Source organism: Massilia sp. YIM B02769, from assembly GCF_030411995.1.
Taxonomy (GTDB): Bacteria; Pseudomonadota; Gammaproteobacteria; order Burkholderiales; family Burkholderiaceae_D; genus Telluria.
Map to the genome: position 1 here is coordinate 60,618 of NZ_JASNRC010000009.1, position 15,586 is coordinate 76,203.

General features: G+C 65.1%; 14 protein-coding genes and 1 tRNA gene. 11 read left to right on the forward strand and 4 right to left on the reverse strand.

The features are described 5' to 3' along the window. The first annotated feature begins 4 nt into the window (after positions 1-4). A complete protein-coding gene (locus QPK31_RS15580; RefSeq protein ID WP_290423831.1) occupies positions 5-1,159 on the forward strand; it encodes a deoxyguanosinetriphosphate triphosphohydrolase in 1,155 nt (384 codons plus the stop codon). A 425-nt stretch (positions 1,160-1,584) separates the two neighbouring features. After that, a complete protein-coding gene (locus tag QPK31_RS15585; RefSeq protein WP_290423832.1) occupies positions 1,585-1,902 on the forward strand; it encodes a hypothetical protein in 318 nt (105 codons plus the stop codon). Positions 1,903-1,992: 90 nt separating this feature from the next. Here the strand turns inward: QPK31_RS15585 and mutY are convergent, their stop codons facing one another. From mutY to mutM, 3 genes are read right to left on the reverse strand one after another with little or no spacing between them, the layout of a single operon-like run. Continuing rightward, positions 1,993-3,108 (reverse strand): A/G-specific adenine glycosylase, encoded by a 1,116-nt coding sequence (gene mutY / locus QPK31_RS15590; RefSeq protein WP_290423833.1) that lies wholly within the window; start codon positions 3,106-3,108, stop codon positions 1,993-1,995. Next, positions 3,105-5,024: a dynamin family protein gene (locus QPK31_RS15595; protein WP_290423834.1), complete on the reverse strand. Its 1,920-nt coding sequence runs from the start codon at positions 5,022-5,024 to the stop codon at positions 3,105-3,107. Before QPK31_RS15595 ends, mutY begins: the two co-directional genes overlap by 4 nt. A gap of 22 nt (positions 5,025-5,046) precedes the next feature. Next, positions 5,047-5,880, reverse strand: coding sequence for a bifunctional DNA-formamidopyrimidine glycosylase/DNA-(apurinic or apyrimidinic site) lyase (gene mutM / locus QPK31_RS15600; protein ID WP_290423835.1), 834 nt, complete (start codon positions 5,878-5,880; stop codon positions 5,047-5,049). 98 nt (positions 5,881-5,978) lie between these two features. Between mutM and QPK31_RS15605 the strand changes: the two genes are divergently transcribed. The 8 genes from QPK31_RS15605 to QPK31_RS15640 all read left to right on the forward strand — a co-directional run bounded on the left by QPK31_RS15605 (position 5,979) and on the right by QPK31_RS15640 (position 13,469). Then, entirely contained in the window at positions 5,979-7,805 is a 1,827-nt protein-coding gene (locus tag QPK31_RS15605; protein WP_290423836.1) for a tetratricopeptide repeat protein, read from the forward strand. A gap of 72 nt (positions 7,806-7,877) precedes the next feature. After that, entirely contained in the window at positions 7,878-8,462 is a 585-nt protein-coding gene (locus tag QPK31_RS15610; RefSeq protein ID WP_290423837.1) for an outer membrane lipoprotein LolB, read from the forward strand. Next, entirely contained in the window at positions 8,459-9,340 is an 882-nt protein-coding gene (ispE, locus tag QPK31_RS15615; protein ID WP_290423838.1) for a 4-(cytidine 5'-diphospho)-2-C-methyl-D-erythritol kinase, read from the forward strand. The genes QPK31_RS15610 and ispE overlap by 4 nt, the downstream gene beginning before the upstream one ends. A gap of 71 nt (positions 9,341-9,411) precedes the next feature. Then, positions 9,412-9,488: transfer RNA gene (locus QPK31_RS15620), tRNA-Gln, on the forward strand. 148 nt (positions 9,489-9,636) lie between these two features. Further along, the gene (locus tag QPK31_RS15625; RefSeq protein WP_229437725.1) at positions 9,637-10,587 is read left to right on the forward strand and encodes a ribose-phosphate pyrophosphokinase; all 951 of its coding nucleotides are present in this window, start codon (positions 9,637-9,639) and stop codon (positions 10,585-10,587) included. Between the two features lie 189 nt (positions 10,588-10,776). Then, positions 10,777-11,367, forward strand: a complete 591-nt coding sequence (locus tag QPK31_RS15630) for a 50S ribosomal protein L25/general stress protein Ctc (RefSeq protein ID WP_229437724.1) — start codon at positions 10,777-10,779, stop codon at positions 11,365-11,367. Between the two features lie 127 nt (positions 11,368-11,494). Beyond that, the gene (gene pth / locus QPK31_RS15635; RefSeq protein ID WP_290423839.1) at positions 11,495-12,079 is read left to right on the forward strand and encodes an aminoacyl-tRNA hydrolase; all 585 of its coding nucleotides are present in this window, start codon (positions 11,495-11,497) and stop codon (positions 12,077-12,079) included. Positions 12,080-12,365: 286 nt separating this feature from the next. Beyond that, entirely contained in the window at positions 12,366-13,469 is a 1,104-nt protein-coding gene (locus QPK31_RS15640; protein WP_290423840.1) for a patatin-like phospholipase family protein, read from the forward strand. 46 nt (positions 13,470-13,515) lie between these two features. Here the strand turns inward: QPK31_RS15640 and QPK31_RS15645 are convergent, their stop codons facing one another. Continuing rightward, a complete protein-coding gene (locus QPK31_RS15645) occupies positions 13,516-14,202 on the reverse strand; it encodes a PEP-CTERM sorting domain-containing protein (RefSeq protein WP_290423841.1) in 687 nt (228 codons plus the stop codon). 281 nt (positions 14,203-14,483) lie between these two features. Between QPK31_RS15645 and ychF the strand changes: the two genes are divergently transcribed. Further along, positions 14,484-15,575: a redox-regulated ATPase YchF gene (gene ychF, locus QPK31_RS15650; RefSeq protein WP_290423842.1), complete on the forward strand. Its 1,092-nt coding sequence runs from the start codon at positions 14,484-14,486 to the stop codon at positions 15,573-15,575. Positions 15,576-15,586 lie beyond the last annotated feature (11 nt).

Genomic DNA, 15,586 nt, shown 5'->3' on the forward strand with positions numbered 1-15,586 from the left:
GGGGATGATCGACTTCGACTGCAACCTGGCCCCGTATGCCGCGCATTCCTCGAAGTCGCGCGGCCGCAAGTTCGCCGAGCCGGCGCCCGGTTCGCGCAGCGAGTTCCAGCGCGACCGCGACCGCATCATCCACTCCACCGCCTTCCGCCGGCTCGAATACAAGACCCAGGTCTTCCTGAACCACGAGGGCGATCTGTTCCGCACGCGCCTGACGCACTCGATCGAGGTGGCGCAGATCGGCCGCACGCTGGCGCGCAGCCTGCGCCTGAACGAAGACCTGGTCGAAGCCACGGCGCTGGCGCACGACCTCGGCCACACGCCCTTCGGCCACGTGGGCCAGGACGTGCTGAACGAATGCATGAAGGACTACGGCGGCTTCGAGCACAACCTGCAAAGCCTGCGCGTGGTCGACCATCTCGAGGAGCACTACGGCGCCTTCGACGGCCTGAACCTCACCTTCGAGACGCGCGAGGGCATCCTCAAGCACTGCTCGCTGACCAACGCGCGCCTGCTGGGCGAACTCGGCCAGCGCTTCATCGACAAGACCCAGCCCAGCCTGGAAGCGCAGCTGACCAACCTGGCCGACGAAATCGCCTACAACAACCACGATATCGACGATGGCCTGCGCTCCGGCCTGTTGACGATGGCGCAGATGGAAGAAGTCGAGCTGTTCGCGCGCCACCGCCATGCGGTCGAGGCGCAGTATCCGGGCCTGCCGGGGCGGCGTGCGCTGTACGAGACGATCCGCCTGATGATCACGGCGATGACGGCCGACCTGGTCGAGACCTCGGCCGCGCGCTTGCTGGAAGCGGCGCCGCGCGACATCGAGGACGTGCGCCAGGGGCCGCCGCTGATTCGTTTCTCCGACCGGATGCGTGCCGAGACCACTGCCTTGAAGCGCTTCCTGTATGCGAATTTGTACCGGCATTTCCAGGTGAACCGCATGCGCGTAAAGGCGAGCCGCATCGTGCGCGAATTGTTCGATGCCTTCATGACGGATCCGGTATTGCTGCCGCCGGATTACCAGGTTGGCGCCGACAAGGTGGGCGCGGTAGATACCTTGAAACAGGCGCGCAAGATTGCGGACTATATCGCGGGCATGACGGACCGGTATGCGATCCGCGAGCATCGGCGGATTTTTTCGCTCGATACGCTGTAGGGTGGGTACTCGTACCCACCGTGATCCGGTGCGCTCGGCTTGAGGTCTTTGGTAGCAAAGAGCGGTTCGCAGGCAAAGGGCGGTTCGCAGCCGAAAGGCGGTTTGGCAAGGCGTGGGGTACGCGCCGGCTGCGGGGCGGGGCAATTGTTTCGAGTTAATGCATTCGCAGGAGAGGTGGGGGACCCTCTACCCGGGCCCTCTGAAATCCTGTCTCGTTTGGCGTGTGCATCCTGTCGTATCTTGTCTTTTTTTGGCTCGATTTTTTTCGAGACAAAAAAAGACATAAGGAGCCAGGTTCTACAGCCCGAACGAGACCACTTTTTAGAGGGCGCTGCGGGAGCACTACCGGCCTGTCGCCGCTACAGCATTGCCAGTGAGATGTTGCTACCGGCGCGCTGTTCCTGCCGCACGGCACCGAGCTGCGCATGAGCACGGAGGCAGGCAATTTCTACGCCCAGGTCGACGGCGACGTCATCGTCCACAAGGGCAAGGCGGTGTCGCCGCGCCAGTTCACCGTCGCCGCCGCAGGCGAAGCGCGCAACGCCTGGCGCGACGTCTCGATCCGGCGTCCCGGCGACGACCGCTGGCGCATCGCCTCGCACCTGCGGCGCGAATGCGGCGCCGACGACGGCAAGAAGCAAAACGTGTCGCCGATGATCGCGATGCGCGAAGTCGCCTCCGCCATGGAAGCCACCCTGAAAACCGCGCAAGGGATCATCGCCGAAGCGAAGGGATTTGCCTAACCGAGGTTCGACCGCCGTCACACGCCTGCGCGCCGCAACGAAGACATCATCGAAAAAATCTCGCAGCTCGATTGAGCGCGGCGCCCGGAATCAAAATAAACTCGGCCGTCCCAACTCCAGCAGCAGCTTCTTCACCGGCGCCGGCAAGGCCGCCTGGTCGACGTCCGCCAGCTTCCACCATACGAACCCCGGCGGCGTTGCAGGGCGCGCCACAGGCGTCACCTTGTGCGGGAAGATATGCAGCTTGTAGTGCGTGAACACATGCACCAGCGGCAGCAGCGCCTGTACTTCCTCCAGCTCGCCGAACCGCCCCAGCGCCCCCGCCATGCTGGCCTCCGCAGGCGCCAGCATCGACGGCGCCATGTCTCCCAGCGCCACATGCCCCTCGACCTCGGGCAGCGACAACAGCCCGCCCCAGATCCCGCTGCCCGGCCGCTGCTCGAGCAGCACCTCGCCCTCGTGCACCACCACCAGCAGGTCCGCCCGTTTTTCCGGCGACGTCTTTTTCGGTTTGCGTACCGGCAGCTCGGCCGTGCGTCCGGTGGCATACGCCACGCAGCGCGCCTGCAATGGGCAGCGCCCGCAGTCGGGCTTCGAGCGCGTGCACAGCGTCGCGCCCAGGTCCATCAGCCCCTGCGTGTACGACTCGATGCCTTCCTCCGGCAGCAGCGCGTCCGCACGCCGCCACAGCGCTTCCTCGACCCGCTTCTCGCCCGGATACTGCTCGACCCCGAACACGCGCGCAAACACGCGCTTCACGTTCCCGTCCAGGATCGCGGCGCGGGTGCCGTTCGAGAATGCCGTGATGGCCGCCGCGGTCGAGCGTCCGATCCCCGGCAAGTCCGCCAGCAGGGCGGGGTCGCTCGGGAACACGCCGCCGTACTCGTTCACCACCCGCTGTGCGCAGGCGTGCAGGTTGCGCGCGCGGGTGTAGTAACCGAGGCCGCTCCAGTAGGTCATCACGTCCTCGACCGGCGCCGCGGCCAGGTCCTGCACCGTCGGAAAACGCTCCAGGAAGCGCGCGTAGTAGCCCAGTACCGCAGCCACCTGCGTCTGCTGCAGCATGATCTCCGACAGCCACACGCGGTAGGCGTCGCGCGTGTTCTGCCAGGGCAGGGTATGGCGCCCGTGCGCGCGCTGCCAGGCGATCACGGCGTCCGAAAACGTCGGGTCGGCCAGATCGTCGAATTCCGTCAAACGCTTCACGCCGCCTCCAGCATGGCCGGCTCGTCGAGCGCCGTGCAGACTGCCGCGCCCAGGTCCAGCACCTGGCGGCGCTGGCGTTCGAGCTCGCCCTGGCGCGCTTCGAAGGCCGCGATCTTCTGCTCCAGGCTGTCGGTGGCGTCGTGGATGCGCTGGATCGAGGCCAGGCGGTGGCGCAGTTGCTCCTTGTGCTGGCGGATCTGGGTTTCGAGCGGCGCCATGATCACCTTCAGCCAGGCTTCCACGTCCGCATTCGCGGCGCGGAATACACGGCGTACGCGCGAGGCGATGGAATCGAAGAAGCGCTCCATCAGCGTCGCGCGGCTGGTCATCAGCAAGGTCGCAGTGCCGAACTGCCTGGCGAACAAGGCCTCGATGGCGTCGATCTCCTCGCGGTAGCGCGCCAGCGTCAAGGCCGGCGGCGGCGACAGCGTCAGGCCGTGCTCGGCCGCGAAGCCGCGCACCATGGCATCGGTCATGCCGCCGATCTCGCCAACCTTCGCTTCCGAGGCGTCGAGCGCCGCGCGTGCGTCGTCGAAGAAGGCGCGCACCGGGGCGCGCATGCCGGTGGCGAAACGCGAGGCCTGCATCGCCAGGCGCACGCTCTCGGCCTGGCGCTGCACGCCGTCCACGCCCAGCAGGGTATAGAGCTGGGTCGAGAGGGCGGCGAAGCGCGTGCGCGCTTCCTGCAGGCGCAGCAGGCCGGCGTCGAAGTCCTTCCGCTCGGCCTCGATGCGGCGCATCATCAGCGCCAGCACGGTCTGGTTCTTGCCGCGCAGGCTTTTCAGTTCCTGCAGCTGCTCGACCAGGTCGCGCGTGCGCGCGCCCAGCGCGGAGGCCAGCGCGCCTTCGAGCGTGGCCAGGTCGTCGCGCAGTTGGCGCGCCAGGATGTCGCGCTTCTGCGGGATCAGGCTGTGCAGCAGGGCCGCTTCCAGTGCGCCCACGCGGCTGCGTTCGAACAGCTCCATGTCGCCGTGGATGCGGCCGACCAGCGCCTGCTGGGCCGATACCGGGAACACCTGGTCGATCTCCAGCCCGAGCTGCTGCGCCACGCCCTGCTGCTGGCGCGCGATCTCGGCTTCGTTGCCGGCGTCGTTCTTCAGCGGGTCCCACATCGCGTCGATCTTGTTCAGCACCACCAGGCGCCCCGGGCCGGCGCCGATGTGGGTGCGCCAGACGTCGATGTCGCTGCGCGTGACGCCGGTCTCCGCTGCCAGCACGAACAGCACCGCGTGCGCGTTCGGGATCAGGTTCAGCGTCAGTTCCGGCTCGGTGCCGATCGCGTTCAGGCCCGGCGTGTCGAGAATCACCAGGCCCTGCTTCAGGAGCGGGTGCGGCAGGTTGATGATGGCGTGGCGCCACTGCGAAATCTCCACCGTGCCATCAAGCCCCAGGGCGTCGCCATGGTCCGGGTCGAGCGGGTCGTACAGGCCGTAGCGCTGGGCTTCCTCGGCCGGCACACGGCGCGTCAGGCTCACCTGGCGGAAGGCGGCGCTCATGCTGTCCGGCGCGTCGAGGTCGAGCGCGATCACGGTCCAGGCCGACGGGTCGTCGCGGTAGTCGCTCGTCGACAGCTGCCCGGCGCGGGTGGCGATCGGCAGCAGGCGGATGCAGGGCGGCAGGGCGGCGTCGTACAGCAGCTCGGTCGGGCACATGGTGGTGCGGCCGGCCGCCGACGGCAGGATGCGCTGGCCGTAGTCGGCGAAGAAGATCGCGTTGATCAGCTCGGATTTACCGCGCGAGAATTCGGCGACGAATGCCACCGACAGCCGGTCGTCGCGCACGCGCGCCTGGGCCTGGCCGACGCGCGCCAGGGTGGCCGCATCGCCCAGTTCCAGCTTTTGCAGCGTGGACCGGTAGGCGTCCAGCGCATCGGCGATGGCGGCGCGCCAGGCGCCGTATTCTTGTATTTGTTGCATCTCTCACCCGCTCTTCAGGAGTTCACTTCTGGCAGGTGGCGCAATAAAAGGTGGAGCGCTGGCCCTGCTTGATTTGTCGTATCGGTGCGCCACAGTTTCTGCACGGCACTCCGGCACGATCATAGACGAAATATGTCTGCTGGAAATATCCTGACTGCCCATTTACCGCAATAAAGTCACGCAGCGTGCTGCCGCCCTGCACGATGGCGGCGGCCAGGATCTCGCGGATCGCCGTCGCCAGTTTTTCGTAGCGCGCGCGGCTGATGCGCGAGGCCGGGGTCTTCGGGTTGATGCCGGCGCGGAACAGGCTCTCGCAGGCGTAGATGTTGCCGACGCCAACCACGATGTCGCCCGCCAGCAGCACCTGCTTGATCGGGGCGCTGCGCTTGCGCGTGGCGCGGTACAGCAGCTCGGCCGAAAATTGCTCTTCCAGCGGTTCGACGCCGAGGCCGCGCAGCAGGATGTGCTGTTCCAGTTCGCCGTCGTCGTTCGCATGCCAGAGCACGGCGCCGAAGCGGCGCGGGTCGTGCAGGCGCAGCACCTGCTTGTGCGCGCCGTCGCTGACCACCAGGTCGAAGTGGTCGTGTTTCTTCAACTCGATACCGGGCGGCAGCACGCGCAGGTGGCCAGACATGCCGAGGTGGACGATCAGCGTGCCGCCGGCAAAGCCCAGCAGCAAATACTTGCCGCGCCGCTTGACGTGCTCGATGCGCTGGCCGACCAGAGTCTGCGCGATGTGGGCCGGGAAGGGCCAGCGCAGGCCCTCGCGGCGGAACACGACTTCTTCGACCACGCGGCCTTCCAGGTGCGGCGCGACGCCGCGCCGGGTGACTTCTACTTCCGGGAGTTCAGGCATGAAAATCTGACAAATTCTTGTAAATTCGTGTTGCGGGCGCGCACGCGCTGCGGGGCTTGGGCGTAGAATCGGGACATCCTTCCCGATATGGACATGCTTTGAAAAACGCTTTCGTCATTGTAACTCTCTCCAGTGTGCTGGCGGCATGCGCTGTGGCGCCACAGCCGCAGTCGCAGGCCGTCGCGCAATCGGGTGCGCCTGCCGCGGCGAAGACCGCGGCCGATGCCGAAGCCGAACAGAAAGCGGCGGCCGAGGCGGCGGAAGCGGCCGCCGAAGCGGAAAAGGCCGCGCAAATGGCGCGCCTGCCCAAGGTCGAACTCACCAGCACCCTGCTGAACCAGCTGCTGCGCGCCGAGTTCGCGTTCCGCAATGGCGACTGGCAAGGCCCCTACCTGACCATGCTGGCCCTGGCCCAGCAGACGCGCGACCCGCGCCTGGCGCGCCGCGCCGCCGAAATGGCCCTGGCCGCGCGCCAGCCCGAAGACACCCTGGCCGCCGTGCGCGAATGGCGCAAGCTCGACCCCGAGTCCGACGAGGCGACGCAATACTATCTGGGGATGGTTATCCTGTCGGACAATATCTCCGACGCAGAAGAAATCTTCCGCAAGCGTTTGGCCGGCGCGCCGCCCGCCGTGCGCGGTGTGGTGCTCTACCAGGTGCAGCAATTGCTCTCACGCGCCAAGGACAAGGAAGCGGCCAACGCCATGCTCGAACGCGTGGTCGCGCCTTACCGCGACACCGTCGAAGGCCACGTGGTGCTGGCCCAGGCGGCGCTGGCGCGCGGCGCCAAGGAAGAGGGCGCGCGCGAGGCCCGTGCCGCCCTGGCCCTGAAGCCCGATTCCGAAATCGCCATGCTGACCCTGGCGCAGTCGAGCGAATCCGAAGCCCAGGCCACGGCGCGCCTGGAACAATTCCTGGCTGCGAACCCGAAGGCGCGCGAAGTGCGCGCCGCCCATGCCCGCATCCTGGTCAACAACAAGCAGTACGAGGAAGCGCGGCGCCAGTTCCTGCTGCTCGACGGGCAGCAGCCGGACAACGTCACCACGCTGTACGCGCTGGGCGTGCTGTCGACCCAGCTGAACGATCCGCCGAATGCCGAGCGCTATTTCTCGCGCTTCGTCGAAGTGCTGGGCCGCAATCCCGACGACGAGCGCGACCCCTCGAAAGCCTTGCTGATCCTGTCGCAGCTGGCCGAGGAGCGGGGCGATTTGCAGGCCGCCGTCGGCTGGCTCGATAAACTGCCCGAAGGCGACGAAAAGACGGTCTTCGGCGCCCAGTTGCGCCGCGCCCAGCTGCTGGGCAAGAGCGGCGACGTGCCGGCCGCGCGCCGTTTGCTGGCATCGCTGAAGCCGGGCGAGCCGACCGCCCAGGCGCAAGTGCTGGCAGCCGAAGCCCAGGTCCTGCGCGATGCCGGTCAGGCCGCGCAAGCCTACACGCTGATGCAGGCCGCCACCAGGCGCTTCCCGGACAACCCGGACCTGCTCTACGATTTTGCCCTACTGGCCGAAAAGACCGGCCAGGTCGAGGAAATGGAAAAAGCCTTGCGCGAAGTGATGCGCCTGGCGCCGGACAACCACCACGCCTACAACGCCCTCGGCTACTCGCTGGCCGAACGCAATACCCGCCTCGACGAAGCGCGCGCCCTGATCGAAAAGGCGATGGGCATGGCGCCGGAAGATCCTTTCATCATGGACAGCATGGGCTGGGTCGAATACCGCCTGGGTAACCTGGAGGCCGCCGAAGGCCACCTGCGCCGCGCCTACAGCCTGCGCCGCGATCCGGAAATCGCGGTCCACCTCGGCGAAGTGCTGTGGCAGCGCGGCAAGCGCGCCGACGCCCAGAAGCTATGGCTGGAAGCGCGCGCCAAGGACCCGCAGAACGACACCCTGCGCAGCACGCTGGCGCGCCTGCGCCTGTCTCTGTGAAATAATTGTGTAAAGCTATAGATTGCGGCGGACTTGTTCCGCCGTTTGTTTTTCCAACTTTTATCCTGACCGATGCCGATTACCCGACGCCTCTCCCTGCTTGCCATCGCGGCCACCCTGGCCGGCTGCGCCACCGCTCCCCTGTCCCAGTCCACCGTGGGCGACTACCGCGACACCATCGAACTGGCCGGGCGCCTGGCCGTGAGCTATCAAAAGGATGGCCAGCCGGCTAACCTGAACGGCAATTTCACCTGGTCGCAGCAGCCGGGCCGCATCGACGTGGCGCTGTCGTCGCCCTTCAGCCAGATCGCCGCGATCAGCGTCACCCCGCAGCAGGCCACGCTGACCGAGGCCGGACGCGAACCGATGGTGGCCAAGGACATCGATACGCTGACCGCGCAGGCGTTGGGCTGGGCGCTGCCGGTGGCCGGCCTGCGCGACTGGCTGCAGGGCTATGCGGTCGGCGCCGACGGCAAGCGCTTCCTGGCGTCGCCGGCCAACAACAGCGTCACCACGAACGATGGCTGGCGCCTGCGCTTCGCTTCCTGGCAAGACGAAAAGGCGGTTCACCCGCTGCCCAAGCGCATCGATGCCGCGCGCACGACCGCGTCTGGCGAACTTGAAATCCGCATCATCATCAACCCGGCCAATCCATGAAGTCGCTGCACGATTGCCCGGCGCCGGCCAAGCTGAATCTGTTCCTGCACGTCGTCGGCCGCCGCGCCGACGGCTACCACCTGCTGCAAAGCGTCTTTCAACTGATCGATCGCGGCGATACCTTGCACTTCGACCTGCGCGACGATGGTTTGATTCGCCGCGTCAACGACGTGCCCGGTGTGCCGGAAGAATCCGACCTGGTGGTGCGGGCGCTGCGGCGCCTGGCCGATGCCTTCGAACAGCGCCACGGCCGTGCCGTGCGCGGCATCGACGTGCGCCTGGATAAAATCCTCCCCATGGGCGGCGGCCTGGGCGGCGGCTCCTCGGATGCGGCCACCGCGCTGATGGCGGCCAATCACTTGTGGCAGGGCGGCTTCAGCGACGAGGAATTGATGGCGATCGGCTTGCCGCTGGGCGCCGACATTCCGTTCTTTCTCTTTGGCGAGACCGCGTTCGTGGAAGGAATCGGCGAGGCGATGCAGCCGGTGCAGGGGCCGGATTGCTGCTACGTGGTGATCGAGCCGGGTGTCTCCGTACCGACCCCAGCAATTTTTACCGCACACGATTTGACAAGAGACAGCAAACCCGTCAGAATAGCGGACTTTCCTGAAGCGCAAAACATCAGCGGCTTCGGAAGAAATGATTTGCAAGGAGTCGCAGTCAGGTTGTTTCCAGCAGTAGGGGAAGCGATCGCATGGTTGAGCCAATACGGTTCGGCCAGGATGACCGGCTCCGGGGCTTGCGTGTTTGTTGCGTTGCCCGGCGAAGCTGAAGCGAACCATGTGCTGGGCCAGGTGCCAGGCAAGTGGAAAGCGTGGAAAGCAACATCGCTGGCGCGACATCCGATGAAAAAGCTCTTGCAAAACAGTATGTTGTAGAATAAAATTTTGCCTGTCGCAGCGAATGACGGTTAGAATAGTCAAGCAAAGCGGCAAGCTGTAAGTTGCGTAGGGGAATCGCCAAGCTGGTTAAGGCACCGGATTTTGATTCCGGCATACCAAGGTTCGAATCCTTGTTCCCCTGCCATTCGTTTTATCTGGCTGTCGATACGAATGTGTCCAGCGGATGAAATAGGCGGTACCGCACCAGGCGGTACAGTCCTTAAAGCATAATCAGCCGGTATAGCCGGCTGATTGTTTTTCAAAAGTATCAACGCTCTTCTCTCAGGACTCCCATGGCTTACGAAAACCTGATGGTTTTTACCGGCAACGCTAATCCGGCGCTAGCAGAAGGGGTCGCAAAAAGCCTCGGTATTCCTCTCGGTAAAGCAGTCGTTTCGAAATTCTCGGACGGCGAAGTCATGGTCGAAATCAACGAGAACGTCCGCGGTAAAGACGTCTTCGTGCTGCAATCGACCTGCGCTCCTACCAACGACAGCCTCATGGAAATCATGTTGATGGTCGACGCTCTCAAGCGCGCCTCGGCTGGCCGTATCACGGCCGCGATTCCTTACTTCGGCTACGCCCGCCAGGACCGCCGCCCGCGCTCGGCGCGTGTCGCGATCTCGGCCAAGGTCGTCGCCAACATGCTGGAAGAAGCCGGCGTCGAGCGCGTCCTGATCATGGACCTGCACGCCGACCAGATCCAGGGCTTCTTCGACATTCCGGTCGATAACATCTACGCGTCGCCGCTGCTGCTGGGCGACCTGCAGAAGCAGAACTACGACGACCTGCTGGTCGTGTCGCCGGACGTCGGCGGCGTGGTGCGCGCCCGTGCCCTGGCCAAGCGCCTCGGCTGCGACCTGGCGATCATCGACAAGCGCCGTCCGAAGGCGAACGTGTCGGAAGTCATGAACATCATCGGCGAAGTCGAAGGCCGCAACTGCGTGATCATGGACGACATGGTCGATACCGCGGGCACGCTGACGAAAGCCGCCGAAGTCCTGAAAGAACGCGGCGCCAAGAAAGTCGTGGCGTATTGCACCCACCCGGTCCTGTCGGGTCCTGCAATCGACCGCATCTCGAACTCGCCGCTGGACGAACTGGTTGTCACCGACACCATTCCGCTGTCGGCCGCCGCCGCCGCCTGCCCGAAGATCCGCCAGCTGACCTGCGCACCGCTGCTGGCCGAGACCTTCAAGCGTATCGTCAAGGGCGACTCGGTCATGTCGCTGTTCGTCGACTAAGAAGTTCCGCTTCATGCGAGGCGCGCCAGGCTGACAAGCCGGCGCGCCTTTGTGCTGTAAAGAATTCGTATTTCTTGAGCATGTACGCAGTGCTCAGCCATGCCAGCCCCTGGTCGCGGGGGCGGGCGCAAACCGGGAAATCGGGTGGGAACTTATCCTGCATGCGATCCCACACTTATGGAGTTTCACATGAAAGTAGTTGCATTCAACCGCACCCTGCAGGGCACCGGAGCGAGCCGCCGCCTGCGCAAGGCTGGCCAGACCCCAGGCATCATCTACGGCGGCGCAGCAGCCCCGGTCCTGATCGCCCTGGACGGCAACGCCCTGTACCACGCGCTCAAGAAAGAAGCTTTCCACGGTTCCGTGCTGGACCTCGAGATCGAAGGCCAGACCCAGCAAGTCCTGCTGCGCGACTTCCAGATGCACGCATACAAGCAACTGGTCCTGCACGCTGACTTCCAGCGCGTCGACGCTTCGCAGCCGATCCACACCAAGGTCGCCCTGCACTTCGTCAACGCCGAAACCTCGCCAGCAGTCAAGCTGGGCGGCGCCATCGTGTCGCACGTGCTGAACGAGCTGGAAGTCGCTTGCCTGCCAGGTCAACTGCCAGAGTTCATTGAAGTCGACCTGGGCGCCCTGGAAGTCGGCGGCTCGATCCACACCGACGACCTGAAACTGCCAGCCGGCGTGACCGCGCTGACCCACGGCCAGAACCTGACCATCGTCACCACCTCGGTGCCGCGTGGCGCAGCTGCTGCCGAAACCGAAGAAGCCAAGTAATTCTTCGGCGCTGCCTTCGGGTGGCCCTGCACGATAAAAACCCGCCGCGGCTCGCGCCTGGCGGGTTTTTTGTTTTCTGGTCAATCGCCGTTTCGGCGATAATCCTCTTTTTCCTGACGCGACCGCTATGTCCATCCGCCTCATCGTCGGCCTCGGCAACCCTGGCCCGGAATACGAACAAACCCGCCACAACGCCGGCTTCTGGCTGGTCGATAACCTGGCCAACAGCCTGCCCGGCTGCCGCCTGCAGCGCGAAAGCCGCTACAACGCCATGCTGGCCAAGACCACGATCTCGGGCAAGGAAGTCTGGCTACTGGAGCCGCTGACCTTCATGAACCGTTCCGGCCAGTCGGTCGGCGCGCTGGCGCGCTTCTTCAAGATCAACCCCGACGAGGTGCTGGTCGTGCACGACGAGCTCGACCTGATGCCCGGTGTCGCCAAGCTGAAGAAGGGCGGTTCCTCGGGCGGCCACAACGGCCTGAAAGACATCACCGCCGCCCTCGGCACGCAAGACTACTGGCGCCTGCGCCTCGGCATCGGCCACCCGCGCAGCCTGAACCTGCAGCAGAACGTCGCCGACTTCGTGCTGCACCGCCCGCGCCGCGAAGAGCAGAGCCTGATCGAGGAATCGATAGACAAGGCCCTGCGCATCATCCCGCTCGCCGTCGAAGGCAAGCTGGACGTGGCAACGATGCAGCTGCACACCGCATAAACCGCGTCGTCTCCCGTAGGGTGGGGTGTTTGAGGCCGGGGGCCTCAAACACGAAGTGCCCACGCGGTTACGTGCATGTGCTCGCACCTGCACCCGTGAATCTTCGCTCGAACCCTATGCAAAGGCCGGGTTGTAAAGCTTTGCGGTCCTCGGATACCGTGCGAGCGACACGCTGCCGAACGTGGTGCAAGGAAGCCCACGTACCGCGTGGGCACGCCGTGCCCAACCTGCGGTCCCCGCCGCGTGCCACCCGCACCGCCCGCACAAAACACGCGATAATCGCTTGATGAGCGCCCTCAACTTCCACGCCGGCCCGCGCGCGCTGGCCCGCATCCGCAGCCACGGCCTGCAAGCCCGCGACATCGCCATCATCCCCGCCGCCGCCGGCGGCCCGAAAGGCCTGATCTTCCGCGACCTCGACCAATTCGTCTTCGGCGAATGGCTACCCTCCAGCCCGCGCGAACGCACCCTGATCGGCTCCTCGATCGGCGCCTGGCGCATGGCCGCCGCCTGCCAGCGCGACCCGGTGCGCGCCTTTGCCCGCCTGGGCGAACTGTATGCCGGCCAGCGCTACACCAGCACCAAGCCCAGTCCGCAGCAGATCAACGCGGTGGTGCAGGAACTGCTGCGCGAATTCGTCAGCGGCCATGAAGACGACATCGTGCAGCACCCGAACCACCGCCTGCACCTGCTGGCCGTGCGCGGCAAGGGCGGCCTGGCCGCGCCCACGCACCGGCGCGCCGAGATGCGCGGCTTCGCGGCAGCGGCGCTGACCAACTTCGCCTCGCGCGAACGCCTGGGCGGCCTGCTCGAACGCGTGGTGATCGGCGACGCCCGCGACGGCGCGCCCTGGCTGCGCAACAAGTTCGACACCTTCACCACCCACTTCGCCACGCTCACGCGCGAGAACCTGGCCGCCGGCCTGCTGGCCTCGGGCACGCTGCCGCTGATCATGCAGCCGGTGACGCAGATCACCGGCGTGCCGGAAGGCTATTACTGGGATGGCGGCATCATCGACTACAACCTGGCGCTGCCCTACGCCCGCGTCGAGGCGCAGGACCCGGACGGCATCGTGTTCTACCCGCACTTCAACGAGCACATCGTGCCGGGCTGGCTGGACAAGGCGCTGCCCTGGCGCCGCTGCGCGCGCGGCCCGAATCGCGGCTGGCTGGACAACGTGCTGATCGTCTCGCCCTCGCAGGACTTCCTGAAGACCCTCCCGCGCGGCAAGCTGCCGGACCGGGCCGACTTCAAGTTCCATGGCCTGAACCACGATGCGCGCGTGCAGGCGTGGAACACGGCGATGGCGGAGGGCGGACGCCTGCGCGACGAGCTGGCGGCCTTCATCGAGCGGCCCGACCTGTCACGCCTGCGCGCGATCCGAACATAAAAAAAGCCACTGCGCGGCAGTGGCTTCGTGGCTGGAGCGAACCTGCTCAGGCGCGCTTGCGGCGCGCCATGCCGGCGCCGGCCAGCAGGCCCAGGCCCAGCAGGGCGAGGCTGCCCGGTTCCGGTACGTCGTTGGTTTCCTCGGCCAGTTCCTTGCCGAAGAATTCGAGTTCGCCCAGCTGGTGCAGGCCATCGCCAATGGTCGAGAAGGTCTGGTAGCGGAAGATGCTGTAGGCGGCCGGCAGGGCGTAGTCGACACGGGCGGTGTATTCGTTCACCTGGTAACGCATGGCCCAAGGCGAGACGCCGTCGCGGTCGTAGGAAAAGATGACGGTGTAATGCAGGCCGTCGTTCGAGCCGAGGATCTGCCATTTGTCCGAGTCGCGTTCAGGTGCATCGTTGGCCGACGAAGCGGTAAAGCTGGTCAGTTGGTAGCGCTTGTCGCCGAAGTCGGCTTCGACCCAGCCGTTGGCGTCGCAGCACCATTTGTCGTTGCCGCCGCCGACGAAGTTATCGAACACATTGAAGGCGCCTTCACCGTCGTAGTAGGGCTCGATCGACGAGCGGAACACCGCGTTGTAGTTGGTGTAGTCATTGCCGTGGGCATCGTTTTCCGGGTCGGTCAGGTCATGACCGACCAGGGACTCGGTACCGGTGCCGCGCACGGTCACTGCCTGGGCGGAGCCAGCCATCAGCGCTGCGGCGGTCAGCAAAAGGAAAGCGAACTTTTTCATGGTGTCTCGGTATTGGAATAGAATTGCTATCCGTTTAGCAATTTTCATTCCACCTAAATAACTTATTGAACGGAAAGAAAATTTCTCCCCAAGAAAAATCTCACTGTTACATGATGTAAAGAAATCCGACACCATTTCGCGCCTTGTTCAGGTGTTGTACAGGGCGGAACGAGACATTGCCCACGCGCCTGTTTTTGCGGCATACACGCGCTGCCCGGGTTACAATGCGGGGTTTCCGAGCTGGGTCACACAGCTCATCATCATCGAGAGAAAGAATTCCCATGAGTCTCCAATGCGGCATCGTCGGCCTGCCCAACGTCGGCAAGTCCACCCTGTTCAACGCGCTGACCAAGGCCGGCATCCCGGCTGAAAACTACCCGTTCTGCACCATCGAGCCGAACGTCGGCGTGGTCGAGGTGCCCGATCCGCGCATGGCCCAGCTGGCCGAGATCGTCAAGCCGGAGCGCATCGTCCCGGCCATCGTCGAATTCGTCGACATCGCGGGCCTGGTGGCCGGCGCGTCGAAAGGCGAGGGCCTGGGCAACCAGTTCCTGTCGCACATCCGCGAAACCGACGCCATCGTCAACGTGGTGCGCTGCTTCGAAGACCCGAACGTGATCCACGTGGCCGGCAAGGTCAGCCCGATCGACGACATCGAAGTCATCCAGACCGAACTGGCCCTGGCCGACCTCGGCGCCGTCGAAAAGGCGATCCACCGCGAGAACAAGAAAGCCCGTTCGGGCGACAAGGATGCCGCCAAGCTGGTCGCCCTATGCGAGCGCATGCTGCCGCACCTGAACGAAGGCCAGCCGGTACGCACCCTGGGCCTGGACGCCGACGAACTTTTCCTGATCCGCGAACTGCACCTGATCACGGCGAAGCCGGCGATGTACGTGGCCAACGTCTCGGACACCGGCTTCACCGACAACCCGCTGCTCGACCAGCTGACCGAGTTCGCCAAGAAGCAGAACGCGCCGATCGTCGCGATCAGCGCCGCCATCGAATCGGAAATCGCCGACCTGGATGACGCCGACAAGGCAGCCTTCCTGTCCGACATGGGCATGGAAGAGCCGGGCCTGGACCGCCTGGTCCGCGCTGCTTATAAACTACTCGGCCTGCAGACCTACTTCACCGCCGGCGTGAAGGAAGTGCGCGCCTGGACCGTGAAGGTCGGCGCCACCGCCCCGCAGGCGGCCGGCGTGATCCACACCGACTTCGAACGCGGTTTCATTCGCGCGCAGACCATCGGTTTCGACGATTACATCACCTACAAGGGCGAGTCGGGCGCGAAGGAAGCGGGCAAGATGCGCGCCGAGGGCAAGGAGTATGTGGTCAAGGATGGGGATGTGTTGAACTTCCTATTCAACGTCTGAAGCACTTCCTT